The organism is Streptomyces sichuanensis, assembly GCF_020328095.1.
GTDB classification, from domain to species: Bacteria; Actinomycetota; Actinomycetes; order Streptomycetales; family Streptomycetaceae; genus Streptomyces; species Streptomyces cinnamoneus.
The window spans coordinates 13,342-30,286 of sequence record NZ_JAIXMK010000075.1 but is presented as its reverse complement, the minus strand read 5'-3'; the positions used below and the strand labels follow the sequence as shown (position 1 = coordinate 30,286).

Sequence of the window (16,945 nt, the reverse complement as noted above, 5' to 3'; positions counted from 1 at the left end):
CAATGGCCAAGACCGATAGCACCCCCTCCACGCAGGAGGAGCCCGAGGCCGACGCCCCGGCCGCGCCCCTGTCCACCGCCCCCACGGAGGACGGCGGGCAGGCCGTGCCCGGCTCGTTCGGCGGCGTGCGGCAGCCCGGCGCCCTGGGGCTGCTGGCCTGGTCCGGCCGGGAGGCCCTCGGCTGGGTCCGCTGGACCTGGCGCCAGCTGACCTCGATGCGGGTCGCGCTGATCCTGCTGTTCCTGCTCTCCCTCGCCACGGTCCCCGGCTCCCTCGTGCCCCAGACCTCCGTCGACGCCGTCAAGGCCGAGGAGTGGCGCGGCAAGCACGAGACGCTCGCCCCGCTCTACGACAAGCTCGGGCTCTTCCACGTCTACAGCTCGGTGTGGTTCTCCGCGATCTACATCCTGCTGTTCGTCTCCCTCATCGGCTGCATCGTGCCGCGCACCTGGCAGTTCGTCGGCCAGCTGCGCAGCCGCCCGCCGGGCGCGCCCCGCAACCTCACCCGGATGCCGGCCCACGCCACCTGGCACACCGACGCCGCCCCCGAGGAGGTCCTCGCGGCCGCCCACCGGCTCCTGAAGGGCCGGCGCTTCCGCACCGAGCGCGGCGAGGACGCCGTCGCGGCGGAGAAGGGCTTCCTCCGCGAGGCCGGCAACCTCCTCTTCCACGTCGCCCTGATCGTCATGCTCGTGGCGTTCGCCTCCGGGCAGCTGTGGAAGTCCGAGGGCGGCAAGCTCGTCGTCGAGGGCGACGGCTTCTCCAACACGCTCACGCAGTACGACGACTTCAAGTCGGGCGCGCTGTTCGACGCCGACGACCTCGACAAGTTCCGCTTCGACCTCGACAGCTTCTCCGGCAGCTACGAGCGCACCGGCCCCCAGAAGGGCACCCCGCGCGACTACGCCGCCCACGTCACGTACTGGAACGGCCCCGACGGCGAGCCCCGCAAGGCCACCATCAAGGTCAACGAGCCGCTGGAGACGGACCGCTCGAAGGTCTACCTGATCGGCCACGGCTACGCCCCCATGGTCAGCGTCCGCGACGGCCAGGGCACCCTCGTCTTCCGTGGCCCGGTGCCCTCGCTGCCGCTGGACAGCAACGTCACCGAGACCTCCGTGCTGAAGGTGCCGGCCTACAAGGACAAGGACGGCAAGGAGAGCGACCTCGGCTTCAAGGGCAACTTCGTGCCCACCCTGGACCTGAAGACCGGCATGATGCTGTCCCAGTTCCCGGCCCTGGACAATCCGCGGCTGGTGCTGACCGCCTACCGCGGCAACCTCGGCGTCGACGCCGGCGCCCCGCAGAACGTCTACCAGCTCGACGTCTCGCGGATGAAGCAGTTCACCGACGAGGACGGCTCGAAGTTCGCGCAGATCCTCAAGGTCGGCGACACCATGAAGCTGCCGGACGGTGCGGGAGAGCTGCACTTCGACGGCATCAAGCAGTGGGCGACCTTCCAGATCTCCCAGAAGCCCGGCAACGAGCTCGCGCTGTCCGGCGCCGTCGCCGCGCTGATCGGTCTGGCCGGTTCGCTGTTCATCCAGCGCCGCCGCGTGTGGGTGCGCGCCGTGGCGGGCGAGGACGGGCGTACGGTCGTGGAGCTGGCCGGCCTCGGCCGCAGCGAGTCCGCCCGGCTGCCCGAGGAGCTCGCCTCCCTCGCCGGCGCCCTGCAGCCCGACGCCCCGCCCGCCGCCCCGGCCGGCGCGGACACCGACCCCGAAGCCCCCGCCGAACCGTCCGAAGGAGCGCGCGCGTGATCCTCGCCGCCGCAGCCAACGAGAACCTGGCCCACATCAGCAACGTGCTGGTGTACTCGGCCATGGCCGTCTACACCCTGGCCTTCCTCGCGCACATCGCCGAGTGGGTCTTCGGCAGCCGCAGCACCGTCGGCCGCACCGCCGCCGCGATCACCGCGGAGGCCGCGCCGTCGGTGACCGTGAGCGTGAAGAAGGCCGGGCAGGGCGGCGGCACGGCCGTCCTGGAGCGCCCGCAGGTCGTCACCCGCTCGGCCCCCGGCAGCCGCGACGTGCCCGACGGCCCCGGCGCCGCCGGCACCAGCGAGAAGGGCGACCTGTACGGCCGCATCGCCGTCTCCCTGACGGTGCTGGCCTTCGCCCTCCACGTGGGCGGCGTCCTCACCCGCGCGCTGTCCGTGGAGCGCGCGCCGTGGGGCAACATGTACGAGTTCTCCACGACGTTCGCGATGGCCGCCGTCGGCGTCTACCTCGGCCTGCTCGCCGCGAAGAAGAACGTCCGCTGGCTCGGCCTGCCGCTGACCACGTCGATCCTGCTCGACCTGGGCCTGGCCGTCTCCGTGCTGTACACCGACAGCGACCAGCTGGTGCCCGCCCTGCACTCCTACTGGCTGTGGATCCACGTCTCCTGCGCGATCCTCTCCGGCGCGGCGCTGTGGGTCGGCGCGTGCTCCAGCCTCTTCTACCTCTTCCGCGACGGCTACGAGGCCAAGCTGGCCGAGGGCCGCGACGGCGACGGGGCCTGGGGCAACGTCATGTCCCGCCTGCCGTCGGCCGCCACGCTCGACAAGTTCGCGTACCGCATCAACGCCACCGTCTTCCCGCTGTGGACGTTCACGATCATCGCGGGCGCGATCTGGGCCGAGGCCGCCTGGGGCCGCTACTGGGGCTGGGACCCCAAGGAGGTCTGGTCCTTCATCACCTGGGTCGCCTACGCCTGCTACCTCCACGCCCGCGCCACCGCCGGCTGGAAGGGCCGCAAGGCCGCCTACCTGGCCCTGGTGGCCTTCGCCTGCTACCTGTTCAACTACTACGGCGTGAACATCCTGCTGAGCGGCAAGCACAGCTACGCGGGGGTGTGAGCGCACAGACGTACCGCGCGCGTGTGCGAAGGCCCGCTCCCTCGTTCGGGGGAAGCGGGCCTTTGTGCGAGCGTGGGGGTGTGGTGGGTTCGTAGACTCGGAGATCCGACAGGGGAGGTGCCTGATGGTGGCTGTGAAGGACTCGACTGAGCTTGATGAGATGTTCGATCTCATCGAAGCGATGAATGTGCCTCAGGGGTATCGGGCGGAGATCATCGAGGGGGAGATCGTCCTGAACCCGCAGCGTGAAATGCATTCCACGATCATCCGGATGCTCACGCGTTCTCTCGAAGACGCTAGGGGCATGGATTACCCGGGGATCCTCTGGGACGTTCGTGTCGACTTTCCCGGCTGCCTCAATGGGTTCGCGCCCGACGTGGCGCTGGTCAGGGAGGGGGCGCGGAAGAACGAGAAGGACCTCTACCGGTACCAGGACCTGGATCTGGTCGCGGAGGTGGTGTCGCGCAGTAGCCGGCGTGACGACTTCGGGGCGAAGCTGAAGACGTACGCCGTGGCCGGCGTGCCGACGTACTTGATCGCGGACCCCAAGACCGGGCTGGTCCACGTCTACCACGCGCCGGGCGACGACGAGTACACCGACGAGACGACGTACACGTTCAAGAGCAAGTTCACCCTGCCCTACCCCGAGATTCCCATCGATACATCTCTCTGGCCCCGCGACTAACGCGCGCCCTGCGTTCGGGCGTGCTAGAGCTGGAGTCATGGAGATCCCCTCCCCCTACGGTGCGTCCGAGACCAAGGGCGACGTCCACACCCTGCGCTACGAGCTGTCGATCCCGTACCCCGTCGACGAGGTGTGGGCCGCCGTCGCCACGCCCGAGGGGCTGCCGACGTGGCTGGCCGCGGCCGAGCCGTTCGAGCAGCGCGAGGGTGGTGCGATCACCCTGCGCTGGCAGAACACCGATCCCCGGGGCAACGCCACGGTCGCGCCCGGCCGGGTGACCGCGTGGGACCCGCCGCGGCTGGCGGAGTACACCGTCGACATCCACGGTCGCGTCCGCTTCGAGCTGGAGCCCGGGCCGCTGGGGGTCGGCGGGACGCTGCTGCACTTCACCAACGAGCTGGCCGGCCCCGAGGACGAGCGCCTGGACTGCCTCGCCGGGTGGCACCACCACTTCGAGTACCTGCTCTCGGCGCTCGCCGGGCACCCCGCCGACTGGTCCGCGTGGACGCCGGAGCGCTGGCGCGAGCTGCGCGAGCACTACGAGCGCGGGAAGGGCTAGGCCCGCGGGCCCTCGTGGCCCGGGTCGTCGTCGCGCTTGAGCGAGCGCAGGAACTCCGGGTTGTCGTCGGGCGCCACCCAGCGCTGCTTGCGCGGGCCCTGTACCCGGGCGGCGCGCGGGCGGCCCGCCACGAGCCAGGCCACCGGGCCCACCAGCACCTCGCCGAACAGCAGGATGATGAACACCCACGCCAGCTTCGGCAGGCCCCGCACCTCGTTCTCCGGCGTGTTGAGGCAGTCGACGAAGGCGTAGATCCACAACGCCAGGATCAGCAGGAACGGCAGATACCTGAGCATGGCGACGGCCCCCGGAGTGCGGTGCTACGGGCCGCTGTGCGGCCCCCGTGACGGGTCCAGGGTAGTGCGTGCTCGATACTGGAAAGCATGGCTTACGACGATCTTCGCTCGTTCCTCCGGGCACTGGAGCGCGATGGCGATCTCAAGCGCATCACGGCGGAAGTCGACCCGTACCTGGAAATCGGGGAGATCGTCGACAGAGTGAACAAGGCGGGCGGTCCCGCGCTGCTCTTCGAGAACGTCAAGGGCGCGGCCATGCCGCTGGCCATGAACGTCTTCGGCACCGACCGGCGCCTGCTGAAGGCGCTCGGGCTGAAGTCCTACGAGGAGATCAGCGAGAAGATCGGCGGGCTGCTCAAGCCGGAGCTCCCGCAGGGCTTCATCGGCATGCGCGAGGCGTTCGGCAAGCTGGGCGCCATGGCCCACGTCCCGCCGAAGAAGGTCAAGGACGCGCCGGTCCAGGAGGTCGTCCTCACCGGCGACGACGTGGACCTGGACAAGCTGCCGGCCCTGTTCACCTGGCCGGAGGACGGCGGCTCGTTCTTCAACCTCGGTCTGACCCACACCAAGCACCCCGAGACCGGCGTCCGCAACCTGGGCCTCTACCGCCTCCAGCGCCACGACAAGCGCACCATCGGCATGCACTGGCAGATCCACAAGGACAGCCGCAACCACTACCAGGTGGCCGCCAAGCGCGGTGAGCGCCTGCCGGTCGCCATCGCCTTCGGCTGCCCGCCGGCCGTGACGTACGCGTCCACCGCGCCGCTGCCCGGCGACATCGACGAGTACCTCTTCGCCGGCTTCATCCAGGGCAAGCGCATCGAGATGGTCGACTGCAAGACCGTGCCGCTGCAGGTGCCGGCCAACGCCGAGGTCGTCGTCGAGGGCTGGCTGGAGCCGGGGAAGATGCTGCCGGAGGGCCCCTTCGGCGACCACACCGGCTTCTACACGCCGCAGGAGGACTTCCCGGCGCTCACCATCGACTGCGTCACGATGCGCCGTCGTCCGCTGCTGCAGTCGATCGTCGTCGGCCGCCCGCCGACGGAGGACGGCCCGCTGGGCCGCGCCACCGAGCGTTTCTTCCTGCCGCTGCTCAAGGTGATCGTCCCCGACATCGTGGACTACCACCTGCCGGAGTCCGGCGGCTTCCACAACTGTGCGATCGTCTCGATCGACAAGAAGTACCCCAAGCACGCGCAGAAGGTCATGCACGCCATCTGGGGCGCGCACATGATGTCGCTGACCAAGCTGATCATCGTGGTGGACTCCGACTGCGACGTCCACGACCTGCACGAGGTGTCCTGGCGCGCGCTGGGCAACACCGACTACGCCCGCGACCTCACCGTCGTCGAGGGCCCGGTCGACCACCTCGACCACGCCTCGTACCAGCAGTTCTGGGGCGGCAAGGCGGGCATCGACGCAACGGCGAAGTGGCCCGAGGAGGGCTACACCCGTGACGGGGGCTGGCCCCAGATGGTGGAGTCGGACCCGCAGACGGTGGCCAAGGTCGACCGCCGGTGGAAGGAGTACGGGCTGTGAGCGCCTCCGCTGCCGCCGCGCCGGAGCTGGGCCGCGCCCGCGGCTTCCTGCGCGTCGTGATGATCGAGCACTCCGTCTTCGCGCTGCCCTTCGCCTACATCGCCTCGCTGACGGCGATGTACCTCAAGGACGAGCACGTCCACTGGTGGCGGCTCTTCCTGGTCACGGTGGCGATGGTGGGTCTGCGGACGTTCGCCATGGCCTGCAACCGCATCATCGACCGCGAGATCGACGCCCGTAACCCGCGCACCGCGGGCCGCGAGCTGGTCACCGGGGCGGTGTCCGTGCGCTCGGCGTGGACCGGCGCGCTGATCGCCGTCGTCTTCTTCCTCGGCGCGGCCGCCCTGCTCAACCCGCTGTGCCTGGCGCTGGCGCCGCTCGCCGTCGTCCCGATGGTGGTCTACCCCTACGGCAAGCGGTTCACGAACTTCCCGCACGCGATCCTCGGGCTCGCCCAGGCCATCGGCCCGGTCGGCGCCTGGCTGGCGGTGACGGGGCAGTGGTCCTGGGACGCGGTCGTCCTGGGCCTCGCGGTCGGCGTGTGGATCGGCGGCTTCGACCTGATCTTCGCCTGCCAGGACGTGGCCGCGGACCGCGCCCACGGCGTGAAGTCCACCCCGGCCCGCTTCGGCATCCCGGCCGCGCTGTACGGCGCGCGGGCGTGCCACGCCGTCACGACGGCGCTGCTGGCCTGGTACGGGCTCCTCACCCACGCGGGTGTCTTCTGGTGGGTGGGCCTGGTGGTGGTCGCGGTGGCGTTCCTCTACGAGCACTCGATCGTCAAGCCGGGCGACCTCTCCCGCCTGAACAGGGCGTTCTTCACCGTCAACGGCTTCATCGGCATCGCCTTGTTCCTGTGCGCGCTGCTGGACCTGCTGGTGCGGGGCCTGACGCTCTGACGGCCCGTCCGCCGCACGTACGCCGAAGGGCGGCCCACCCGGGAGGGGGGCCGCCCTTCGGCGTACGGGGGTCCGCTCAGATGCCCTTGAACGGGTCGTCCGCGAACGGGTCGTCGTTCTTGGCCGCGCCACCGCTCGTGAACGGGTCGGAGCTCTTGAAGGGGCTGTCGTTCTTGAACGGGCTGTCGCCGCCGGCACCGCCGGCCTTGCCGGCGCCCATGACGAACATGGCCGCGCCCATCAGGTCCTGCGGCTTGAGCTCCTGCGCGCCGGAGGGAGCCTTGAGGTTGTCGCCGCCGCCCTTCTTGAAGCCGATGCTGACCGGCAGCGGGCCCTTGGGCTTGTCCTTGTCCTTCTCGTCGGCGAGCTGCGCGAGGTCGAGGGTCACCCCGGCGAGCATGCCGTCCTTGATGGCCAGGTCGAGGGTGACGTCCTTGTCCGGGGCCTTGTCGGCGTCACGGGTGAGCTTGTCGAGCTTGCCCGCCTTGTCGCCGAGCTTGTCCTTCAGCGGCTTGAGGCCCTCGGCGAAGTCCTTGGCTATCTTCTTCGCGGGGAGGGTGGCCGTGACGTGCTCGACGCCGTCCTTCTTGCCCGCGTCCTGGACCTTGGCGTTGTCGGTCAGCGCGCGCTGCAGGACCTCGTAGGCCCGCTTCTGGGTCTCCGGGTCCGGCTTGGGGCTCTTGCTGCCGCTGCCGCCCTTGTTCATGGACTTGGCGAACTCTTCGAAGGACGCCGGGTCGATGCTGATCCAGTCGCCCTTGAGCGCGTTCTTGACGCTCGCCAGGGACGGGGGGAGCTGGTCGGCCTGCTTGAGCAGCGTCTCCATGGCCTGCGAGCCGCGGGAGCCGCTCTTCTTCTTGCCGTGGCGCTCGGCGAAGCCGGCGACGGCCTTGAGGTCCAGGCGCACGTAGCTCTTGCCGTCGACCTGGCGGGTCTCGAACACCGGCTTGGCGTCCTTGCGCGCCAGCCGGACGTCGTAGGTGAAGCCCTTGTCGTCGGCCGTGGCGTCCTTGAGCGGCTTGTCGGAGCCGAAGGCGTAGGTGAGGCGCATCGCGGCGAGCATGTCCGCGTCCTCGCGGGTGAAGTCGTCCGCGTCCTTCATCGCCGCGAAGATCTTCTCGGCGCCGCCGTCGAGGCCGATCTCCGTGGTGAGCGACTTCTGCTCGCCGAGCTTGTCGAACGCCTGCTTGACCTTGGCGGCGGTGCTCAGCTTGTTGCTCGGGTCGCAGGCGGTGGAACCCGCGGCGACGAGCGCCACGACGCCGGCGGCGACAAGAGCTTTACGGGTGGTGTGAATGATGCGCTCCCCCATTGACGGTCCTTGACAAAAGGTCACTTAAGTGCAAAGCGATCGATCATGTCAAAGGGCTTTCGCGACATCTTGCGGGGGAAAGCCTCCGGATAGGCTCGGGGCGTGGAGCCCTACGAAGACAGAACCCCCCGCCGGCCCTGGGTCGTCGGCGTCTCCGGTGCGTCCGGGACGCCGTACGCCGCCGCCGTGGTGCGCGCCCTGCTGGCGGCCGGTGAGGCGGTGGACCTGGTGGTCAGCAGGGCCGCGCGGCTGACGCTGCTGGACGAGACCGGGATCCGCTTCCGGGACGCGCACTGGCAGGAGGACCTGCGCGCCTGGCTGGCGCTGGGCGCGGACGGGAAGCCGCACTTCGAGGCCGACGTCTCGGACGTGCGGTACTGGCCGGCGGGTGATCTGGCGGCGGGGCCGTCGTCGGGCTCGTACCCCGTGCGGGGGATGCTCGTCGTGCCGGCGAGCACGGCCTGCGTGGCGGGTGTGGCGCTCGGCCTGTCGAAGGATCTGCTGCAGCGCGTGGCGAGCGTGACGCTCAAGGAGCGTCGGCCGTTGATCGTCGCGGTGCGGGAGACGCCGCTCAGCGGTCAGACGCTCAAGCAGCTGGTGGCGCTCGACGAGGCGGGAGCCGTGGTGCTGCCCGCCTCGCCGGCGTTCTACGCGGGGGCGACGCACATCCAGGATCTGGTGGACTTCGTCGCCGGGCGGGTGCTGGACGCGGCAGGGGTGCCGCACCGGCTGTACCGCCGTTGGGAAGGAGAGCTCGGTGGTGCGAGTGCGAGCGGGGCTCGCGGTGAGAGCTAGCGCTTCTTCGCGCGCGGCAGGCGGATCTTCGCCTTGGCGGTGCGCGGCTCGGGGGACTGGTGGGCACGCGAGCGGTTGGCCAGGTCCTGCAGCTCGCGCATACGGGCGTAGGCCATCTCGATCGTGTACACGGGGGCTTCACTCCTGAGGATCGAAGGATCGTCGTTGATTCGCTGATCTGGTGAAAGATTTCCGGGGTCTGAGACCTCGTATGCCTTAGATTCTACACGTAAACCGGCGAGTTCGCTGATTATTGAAAGGTGCCAGGCAATGGACGCGGTGGACAGGCAGCTCATCCAGGCCCTGCGGGAGAACGGCCGGGCCTCGTACGCGGAGCTGGGCAGGCTCGTGGGCCTGTCGGGGCCGAGCGTCACGGACCGGATCAACCGTCTGGAGGCGGCCGGCGTCATCACGGGCTACCGCGCGACCGTCAACTCCGCGTCGCTCGGGCTCGGGGTCACGGCCCTGATCGGCATCCAGCTCTCGGACGCCGCCGACCACGAGGACGTGGCGCGCCGGCTGCGCGACCTGGAGGAGATCGAGGACTGCTGGTTCATCGCCGGCGACGACTCGTACATGCTCAAGGTCCGCGTCGGCGACGTGGACGGGCTGGAGCGCACCATCCGCCGGCTGTCCGGCACCAAGGGCGTCAGCCGCACCCGCACCACGATCGTGCTCTCCACCAAGTGGGAGAACCGGGTGGGCGAGCTGCCCGAGGACGCGTAAAAGCGGGGGAGTACGCTCGAAGCGGTCATCCCGAGCATCAGGAGAGGCGGGCGCACACCCATGGACGCTGGGCTCAAGCGCGAGCTGGAGGAGAAGGTCTTCGCCGGGGAGCGGCTCACCCGCGAGGACGGCATCGCGCTGTACGAGTCCGACGACCTGGCCTGGCTGGGCGGTCTCGCGCACCACGTGCGGACGCAGAAGAACGGCGACGTCGTCCACTTCAACGTCAACCGTCACCTCAACATGACGAACGTGTGCACGGCGTCGTGCGCGTACTGCTCGTTCCAGCGCAAGCCGGGCGAGAAGGACGCGTACACGATGCGCATCGAGGAGGCCGTCCGCCTCGCCAAGGCGATGGAGAGCGAGAGCCTCACCGAGCTGCACATCGTCAACGGCCTGCACCCGACGCTGCCCTGGCGCTACTACCCCCGCTCGCTGAAGGCGCTCAAGGAGGCGCTGCCGAACGTCTCCCTGAAGGCGTTCACCGCCACCGAGATCCAGCACTTCGAGAAGATCTCGGGGCTGCCCGCCGACGAGATCCTCGACGAGCTCATCGACGCCGGTCTTGAGTCGCTGACCGGTGGCGGCGCGGAGATCTTCGACTGGGAGGTGCGGCAGCACATCGTCGACCACGACACCCACTGGGAGGACTGGTCGCGCATCCACCGCCTGGCGCACTCCAAGGGCCTCAAGGGCCCCTGCACGATGCTCTACGGGCACATCGAGGAGCCGCGTCACCGCGTGGACCACGTGCTGCGCCTGCGCGAGCTGCAGGACGAGACCGGCGGCTTCCACGTCTTCATCCCGCTGCGCTACCAGCACGACTTCGTGGACATGAAGGACGGCAAGGTCCGCAACCGGCTGCAGGCGCGGACGACGATGGCGACGGGCGCCGAGGCGCTGAAGACGTTCGCGGTCTCCCGGCTGCTGTTCGACAACGTGCCGCACGTGAAGGTCTTCTGGGTCATGCACGGCGTGCAGACCGCCCAGCTCGCGCTGCAGCACGGTGCGGACGACATGGACGGCTCGGTCGTCGAGTACAAGATCACGCACGATGCGGACAACTACGGCACGCCCAACAAGCTCACGCGTGACGACCTGCTGGAGCTGATCCGCGAGGCCGGCTTCCGCCCGGTCGAGCGCAACACCCGCTACGAGGTCATCCGCGAGTACCCCGGGCCGGACGCCTCGCTGCGCGAGACCCCGCAGGCGATGCGCCTCTGAGATCCACTTCGGGTCGTGCTGTACTGAATGCACCCCCCTTGGTCGCCGTCGAGAAGAAGGTCCCGTCCGTGAGTAGCCAGAAGTACGCGTCGCTCCGCTACACCGCCCTGCGGATCGGCCTGCTCGTCGCCTGCTTCGCCCTGGTGTGGGTGCTGTGCTACGCGCACGTCATCCCGCTCGGGGTCGGTGATTCCAACCTGGTCTGGATGGTGCTGCTCGCGCTCGTCCTCTCCGCGCCGCTCAGCTGGGTCCTGCTGCGCAAGCAGCGCGACGCCATGTCCGAGCAGATCGTCGAGCGCGTGGACCGGGCCAAGGCCCGGTTCGACGCCAGTGCCGGCCAGGAGGACGGCGCGCAGGCGCCCGGCGCGTAACCCTTCTCACACCACTTCGACGTCCTGTCGCGGAATACCCCTTTCGCGACAGGGCGTCGGCGCATTTCGGGCATCGTGCGCCTCAAAGTTCTTCTTTGAGACCCTCAAAGCGCCGGTGTTAACGTGGTCGGCATGTCGACGCCCCCGTCCAACCCGGCGTCCGCCACGCGCGGGCGCATATCGCGCATCCTCAACGTCCCCTTCTGGGCCCAGATCCTGCTCGGCCTCGTGCTGGGCGCCCTGCTCGGCTGGGCCGCCAAGAGCGGTGACATCGGCTGGCTGCAGACCGCCCTCGACAAGATCGGCGGCATCTTCGTCCAGCTGCTGATGGTCGTGGTCGCGCCGCTGGTCTTCTTCGCCATCCTGGTGTCGATCACCAACCTGAGGAACGTCTCCAACGCCGCCCGGCTGGCCACCCGCACCCTGCTCTGGTTCATGGTGACCTCGCTGATCGCGGTCGTCATCGGCCTCACGATCGGCCTGCTGACCGACCCGGGCGCCGGCACCGGCCTCACCGCCGCCGACGGCGGCGACCCCAAGAAGAAGGGGTCGTGGCTGGACTTCCTCACCGGAATCGTCCCGACCGACGTCATCACGCCGTTCACCGAGCTGAACGTGCTGCAGATCGTCTTCATGGCCGCCGTCGCCGGCGTCGCCGTCCTGCAGGTCGGCGAGAAGGCCCAGCCCCTGCTCACCCTCAGCGAGTCCGTACTGGAGCTGCTGCAAAAGGTGCTGTGGTGGGTCATCCGCCTGGCCCCGCTGGGCAGCCTCGGCCTGGTCGGCAAGGCCGTCTACAAGTACGGCTGGAACCTGATCAGCAAGTACGCGACCTTCACCGCCGACATCTACGTCGGCTGCGCCATCGTGCTGTTCGTCGTCTACCCGCTGCTGCTCGCCACCGTCGCCAAGGTCAACCCGCTGCGCTTCTTCAAGGGCGCCTGGCCCGCGATCCAGCTGGCCTTCGTCTCCCGCTCCTCCGTCGGCACGATGCCGCTGACGCAGAAGGTCACCGAGCGCCTCGGCGTGCCGAAGGAGTACGCCTCCTTCGCGGTGCCGTTCGGCTCCACGACCAAGATGGACGGCTGCGCCTCGATCTACCCGGCCATCGCCGCGATCTTCGTCGCGCAGGTCTTCGACGTGCCGCTGGAGATCAAGGACTACGTCCTGATCGCGTTCGTCTCGGTCATCGGCTCCGCCGCCACCGCCGGCCTCACCGGCGCGACCGTGATGCTCACGCTGACGCTGTCGACGCTGGGCCTGCCGATGGCGGGTGTGGGCCTGCTCCTGGCCATCGACCCGATCGTCGACATGATCCGCACCGCGACCAATGTGGCCGGCCAGTCGGTCGTCCCGATCCTCGTCGCCGCCCGGGAGGGCATCCTCGACCGCGCGGCCTACGAGACCGCGGACGGCTCCCACCTGGAGCCCCAGCCGCAGCCCGAGCTCCAGCCGCAGGCCGCGGCGGCCTGACGGCCGGATCGCCACCCCCGGCGGCTTGATCGCCACCCTTGACGCCCCTGCTCCCCGTGATATTACCTGCCGGTAACGTGACGGGGAGGAGGGGCTTTTGTCATGAATGTCGTGAGTTCTGTGGAATCGGTGCGGCCCACGAGCAAACGCAGGGCCGCCGGCGGCAAGGTCAAGCGGATGCCCCGCGAGGTGCGGGAGCGGCAGATGCTCGACGCGGCGGTCGAGGTGTTCGCCCGGCGCGGGTACAACGCGGCGTCCATGGACGAGATCGCCGAGCTGGCCGGGGCGTCCAAGCCGCTGGTGTACCTCTACCTGCATTCGAAGGAAGACCTCTTCAGCGCGTGCATCCGGCGTGAGGCCGACGCGCTGACAGCCGCGCTGCGGGCGGTGATCGTGCCGGGCGTGCCGGCGGACCGCCGGCTGTGGAACGGGCTGCTCGCCTTCTTCGCGCACACGGCCGAGCACCCCGCCGGCTGGGCGGTCCTCAGCTGCCAGGCCCGCACGCACGGGGAGCCGTTCGCGCTCGTCGTCGCGGAGCTGCGGCAGGAGATCGCCGGTCTCGTCACCCGGCTGATCGAGGAGACGGCCGAGGCCGCCGGCTGCGCCGTGCCGCCGAGGGAGGCCGCCGGTCTGGCCCACGCCCTGGTCGGTGCGGCCGAGTCGCTCGCGGGCTGGGCCAACGCCGGCACGGACGACGGCCGTTCCGAGAGCGAGACCGCCGCCATGCTGATGAACGTGGTGTGGGTGGGTCTGGAGAGCCTCATGAACGGCCGCCGCTGGCCCCAGACCGCCCGCCCCTGAGGGCCTGCGGTGCGGGCCCGCCGCCGGGCCGTGCCGGCCGCTCCCGCGAGGCTGCGCCGCGGCCTGCCGGGGACGCGGGGCGTGGCTGTCCCGGGGCAGCCTCCCTTGCCGGGCGCCTTGTCGGCGCGTTCCGCTCGGGCGTGTCCTGTCCGGGCGTATCCCGGCGGCTCGTGGAGAGCGCCGGGGCGGGCGGGGCTTGCGCGGTGCCGTGTGGGCGTGTCCCGGGTCGTGCGCGTTCGCTCGGGGACGTCTTGTCCGGGCGCGTTCCTGCGGGTTGGGGAGCGGGCCGGGGCGGGCAGGGCCTGCGCGGTGTCTTGTCGGGCGCGTCCCGGCCGGGCGGGTTCCGCTCGGGCTCGTCCCGGCGGGCCGTGGAGACCGCCGGGGCGGGCAGGGCGGCCCCCATGGTCGGGGGCCGGGTCGGTGCGGGCCGGGCGGGCCGGGGGCGGGTGGGAGGCCCTCTGGTCGGGGTGGGCGGGTAGGCGTAGCGTGGCGGGCCGCTGACGGGAGTCGCGTATGTCCGTATCGCGCAGTGCAGTCCTGCCCCTTCTCGCCCCGCCCCGCACGACGGTCGTCGACGGTGTCGTGCGCGAGGCGTCCGTGCCGGCGCTGGCCGCGCCCGTCCATGACGGCTCGCTCGGTGACCTGCCCTTCGTCAACGCCCTGGCCGACCCCGCGTGCGTCGTCCTCGGGCGCCGGCAGCCCGGCGGGCTGTGGCGGGACGTCAGCGCCGCCCGGTTCGCAGCCGAGGTGCTGGCCGTCGCCAAGGGCCTGATCGCGCACGGCCTGCGTCCCGGCGACCGGCTCGCCCTCATGTCCCGTACCCGCTACGCGTGGACGCTCCTGGACTTCGCGGCCTGGGCCGCGGGCCTGGTCACCGTGCCCGTGCACCCCGCCTCCTCCGCCGCGGGCGTCCGGTGGGCCGTCGTCGGGTCCGGCGCGACGGCGTGCGTCGTCGAGACGGCCGCGCACCTGCGGCTGATCGGCGCCGAGCGCGCGGCGCTGCCCGCCCTCGCGCACGTGTGGCAGCTCGACGCGGGGGCGGTCGGCCTGCTCACGGCCGCCGGCCGCGGCGTGCCGGACGGGGCGGTGACGGCGCGGCGCGCCGCCCGCACCCCGGCCGACCTCGCCACCATCGTCCACACCGCGGGCACCACCGGCCGGCCCAAGGGCTGTGCCCTCACGCACGCCAACTTCTTCGCCGCCGCGGACAACCTGACCGAACTGCTGCATCCGGTCTTCGCACCGGAGGGCCGGACGCCGGCCGGCACGTTGCTCTTCCTGCCGCTCGCGCACATCCTCGGCCGGGTGATCGCCGTCGGGTGCCTGCGGGCGCGCGTCCGGCTGGGACACGCGCCGTCGCTGCGGGGAGAGGACCTGGCGGCCGGTCTGGCCGGTTTCGGCCCGACGTTCGTGGCGGCCGCCCCGCACGTCCTGGAGAGGGTGCCCGGCATCGGCTCCCGACGGGGCGTCCGGGCGGCGCTCGGGGGCCGGGTCCGGCACGTCATCGGCGGGGGCGCCCCGCTCGGCGGCCGGCTCGCCGGCCTCTGCGCGGACGCCGGCGTGGAGGTCCTCCAGGGCTACGGGCTGACCGAGACCACCGGCGTCGCGGCCCTCACCCCGCCGCGCGGCGCGCGCGCCGGCACGGTGGGCCGGCCGCTGCCCGGCACCGCGGTGCGCATCGCGCCGGACGGCGAGGTGCAGGTGCGCGGCGGGCACGTGCTGGCCGGCTACTGGGACGCCGTGCAGCAGGCCGTGGTGCCCGCCCCGGCGGGCCGGTGGTGGGCCACCGGCGACCTGGGGTCGCTCGACGAGGACGGCTACCTCACCGTCACCGGCCGGCGCGAGGACCAGATCGTCACCGCGGACGGGTCCCGCATCGCGCCGGGACCGCTGGAGGAGCGGCTGCAACGGGACCCGCTGGTGGGGCGGTGCGTGGTGGTGGGGGAGGGCCGGCCGTACCCGGTGGCCCTGATCGTGCCGGGCGCCGGCGTGCCCGTCGACGCGTCGCTGCCGCCCCGGCTGGGGGCCGCGGTGGCGGAGGCCAACCGGGCGGTGCCGCGGGCCGGGACGGTCCGGCGGTTCGCCGTCCTGCCGGCGGGCCTCACCGAGCAGGACGGTCACCTGACGGCCTCGGGGACGGTGCGGAGGGCGGCCGTCGCCGCCGACTTCGCGGCGGAGATCGACGCCCTGTACGGGGACTGAGCGCCCCCGGCCCCTGCAGGGCACCAGGGGCCGGGGGCGCCGGGCTAGCGGCAGTTCCCGGAGGCCGGCTCACCGGCGAAACGATCCGCCAGCCAGTTCGCGGCGGGTATCGACTCGGTGATCACACCCAGGATGTGTCCGCCCAGGGGCAGCGACTTCCAGTGGACGTTCGCGCCCTTCGCGCACCAGTCGGCGCGCAGCTGCTTGCCGACCGCGTAGGGGATGAGCTCGTCGATCGCCCCGTGGTAGAGGTACACGGGGTGCCGTGGGGCGTGGGTGCCGAGCGTGGAGGCGCGCAGGGCGCGCTGCCAGTCCGGTGCGTTCAGCGGGTTGCTGACCGTCACGTCGGAGATGCGCTTGAAGAGACCGGCGACGGTGTTGATCGCCACGCAGTGCTTCTTCATGAAGTCGACGTAGGAGCGGCCCTTGTCGTTGAGGTAGGTGTCGAGGCGGAGTTCGGGGTGGGCGGCGTCGTGGCCGGCGGCGGCCATGAGGAGGAAGCCGGCGCCGATGCCGCCGTCGTTGTGGGCCGCCGTCCTGAGCAGATCGGCCGGCACGCCGCCGGTGGCGGTGCCGCGCACGTCCAGTTCGGGGGCGTAGGAGTCGTGGAGTTCGGCTGCCCAGCTGCCGGCCTGGCCGCCCTGGGAGTAGCCCATGATGCCGACCGGCGACGTCCGGCCGAGCCCGGCCTGCGGCAGCCGCTGGGCCGCGCGGGCCGCGTCGAGGACGGCGTGGCCCTCGGCGGGCCCGACGGCGTAGGTGTGCTCGCCGGGGGTGCCCAGGCCCTCGTAGTCGGTGACGGCCACGGCCCAGCCGCGCAGCGTCAGCTGCTGGATGAGGTTGGCCTCCAGGGTCGTGCCGTACGGGAAGCCCGCGGAGGGCGCGCAGGCGTCGCCGAGGCCGACGGTGCCGACGGCGTACGTGACCAGCGGGCGCGGGCCCGTCCGGCCGTCCTGGGGGACGATGACGGTGCCGGAGACGACGTTCGGGGTGCCCTTGGCGGTGGTCGAGCGGTAGGTGATGTGCCACGCCTTGGTGCGGGTGGGCTGGCCGGGCAGGGGGTGGAAGGAGGTGGGGGCGGCGGTGACGATGTCGCCGGGGGCCCCGGCCGGCTGCCCGGCGGCACGGGCGGCGGACGCGGTGCCGTTCGCCAGGCCGAACGAGACGGCCAGCGCGGCGAGCGCGGCGAGGGCTCTGGTGCGCAGGTGCATGCGGCTCTCCCAACTG

General features: G+C 71.3%; 17 protein-coding genes. 13 read left to right on the top strand and 4 right to left on the bottom strand.

Going from position 1 to position 16,945, the window contains the following annotated elements:
* The first annotated feature begins 2 nt into the window (after window positions 1-2).
* From resB to LE181_RS20940, 4 genes are all read left to right on the top strand, one after another.
* A complete protein-coding gene (gene resB, locus LE181_RS20955) occupies window positions 3-1,760 on the top strand; it encodes a cytochrome c biogenesis protein ResB (RefSeq protein ID WP_225662856.1) in 1,758 nt (585 codons plus the stop codon).
* Window positions 1,757-2,839, top strand: a complete 1,083-nt coding sequence (ccsB, locus tag LE181_RS20950) for a c-type cytochrome biogenesis protein CcsB (RefSeq protein WP_225662855.1) — start codon at window positions 1,757-1,759, stop codon at window positions 2,837-2,839. The genes resB and ccsB overlap by 4 nt, the downstream gene beginning before the upstream one ends.
* A 124-nt stretch (window positions 2,840-2,963) precedes the next feature.
* Window positions 2,964-3,524 (top strand): Uma2 family endonuclease, encoded by a 561-nt coding sequence (locus LE181_RS20945; RefSeq protein ID WP_225662854.1) that lies wholly within the window; start codon window positions 2,964-2,966, stop codon window positions 3,522-3,524.
* Between the two features lie 37 nt (window positions 3,525-3,561).
* Complete coding sequence (locus LE181_RS20940) at window positions 3,562-4,083, top strand: SRPBCC domain-containing protein (protein WP_225662853.1); 522 nt, start codon at window positions 3,562-3,564, stop codon at window positions 4,081-4,083.
* On the opposite strand, the gene LE181_RS20935 is transcribed toward LE181_RS20940, so the two are convergent.
* Window positions 4,080-4,379 (bottom strand): PLD nuclease N-terminal domain-containing protein, encoded by a 300-nt coding sequence (locus tag LE181_RS20935; RefSeq protein WP_225662852.1) that lies wholly within the window; start codon window positions 4,377-4,379, stop codon window positions 4,080-4,082. The two genes, LE181_RS20940 and LE181_RS20935, sit on opposite strands and share 4 nt — an antisense overlap.
* A gap of 87 nt (window positions 4,380-4,466) precedes the next feature.
* Between LE181_RS20935 and LE181_RS20930 the strand changes: the two genes are divergently transcribed.
* Both LE181_RS20930 and mqnP read left to right on the top strand, forming a co-directional pair.
* Window positions 4,467-5,918, top strand: a complete 1,452-nt coding sequence (locus tag LE181_RS20930; RefSeq protein WP_225662851.1) for a menaquinone biosynthesis decarboxylase — start codon at window positions 4,467-4,469, stop codon at window positions 5,916-5,918.
* Entirely contained in the window at window positions 5,915-6,817 is a 903-nt protein-coding gene (mqnP, locus tag LE181_RS20925; protein ID WP_225662850.1) for a menaquinone biosynthesis prenyltransferase MqnP, read from the top strand. The genes LE181_RS20930 and mqnP overlap by 4 nt, the downstream gene beginning before the upstream one ends.
* A 76-nt stretch (window positions 6,818-6,893) precedes the next feature.
* On the opposite strand, the gene LE181_RS20920 is transcribed toward mqnP, so the two are convergent.
* Window positions 6,894-8,129 carry a hypothetical protein gene (locus LE181_RS20920; RefSeq protein WP_225662849.1) on the bottom strand — a complete coding sequence of 412 codons (1,236 nt, stop codon included), beginning with the start codon at window positions 8,127-8,129 and terminating at the stop codon, window positions 6,894-6,896.
* Window positions 8,130-8,231: 102 nt separating this feature from the next.
* Between LE181_RS20920 and LE181_RS20915 the strand changes: the two genes are divergently transcribed.
* A complete protein-coding gene (locus LE181_RS20915) occupies window positions 8,232-8,924 on the top strand; it encodes a UbiX family flavin prenyltransferase (protein ID WP_225662848.1) in 693 nt (230 codons plus the stop codon).
* On the opposite strand, the gene LE181_RS32260 is transcribed toward LE181_RS20915, so the two are convergent.
* Window positions 8,921-9,055: a hypothetical protein gene (locus tag LE181_RS32260; RefSeq protein WP_263869241.1), complete on the bottom strand. Its 135-nt coding sequence runs from the start codon at window positions 9,053-9,055 to the stop codon at window positions 8,921-8,923. The genes LE181_RS20915 and LE181_RS32260 overlap by 4 nt on opposite strands.
* A gap of 139 nt (window positions 9,056-9,194) precedes the next feature.
* Between LE181_RS32260 and LE181_RS20910 the strand changes: the two genes are divergently transcribed.
* From LE181_RS20910 to LE181_RS20885, 6 genes are all read left to right on the top strand, one after another.
* Complete coding sequence (locus LE181_RS20910) at window positions 9,195-9,650, top strand: Lrp/AsnC family transcriptional regulator (protein WP_071965543.1); 456 nt, start codon at window positions 9,195-9,197, stop codon at window positions 9,648-9,650.
* Between the two features lie 60 nt (window positions 9,651-9,710).
* Entirely contained in the window at window positions 9,711-10,874 is a 1,164-nt protein-coding gene (gene mqnE, locus LE181_RS20905) for an aminofutalosine synthase MqnE (RefSeq protein WP_225662847.1), read from the top strand.
* 68 nt (window positions 10,875-10,942) lie between these two features.
* Entirely contained in the window at window positions 10,943-11,245 is a 303-nt protein-coding gene (locus tag LE181_RS20900) for a DUF4229 domain-containing protein (RefSeq protein ID WP_225662846.1), read from the top strand.
* 132 nt (window positions 11,246-11,377) lie between these two features.
* Window positions 11,378-12,715 carry a dicarboxylate/amino acid:cation symporter gene (locus LE181_RS20895; RefSeq protein WP_225662845.1) on the top strand — a complete coding sequence of 446 codons (1,338 nt, stop codon included), beginning with the start codon at window positions 11,378-11,380 and terminating at the stop codon, window positions 12,713-12,715.
* Between the two features lie 177 nt (window positions 12,716-12,892).
* Window positions 12,893-13,516 carry a TetR/AcrR family transcriptional regulator gene (locus LE181_RS20890; protein ID WP_225662880.1) on the top strand — a complete coding sequence of 208 codons (624 nt, stop codon included), beginning with the start codon at window positions 12,893-12,895 and terminating at the stop codon, window positions 13,514-13,516.
* Between the two features lie 513 nt (window positions 13,517-14,029).
* Window positions 14,030-15,718, top strand: a complete 1,689-nt coding sequence (locus LE181_RS20885; RefSeq protein ID WP_225662844.1) for an AMP-dependent synthetase/ligase — start codon at window positions 14,030-14,032, stop codon at window positions 15,716-15,718.
* Between the two features lie 44 nt (window positions 15,719-15,762).
* Here the strand turns inward: LE181_RS20885 and LE181_RS20880 are convergent, their stop codons facing one another.
* Entirely contained in the window at window positions 15,763-16,929 is a 1,167-nt protein-coding gene (locus LE181_RS20880) for an alpha/beta fold hydrolase (RefSeq protein ID WP_225662843.1), read from the bottom strand.
* Between the last annotated feature and the right edge of the window lie 16 nt (window positions 16,930-16,945).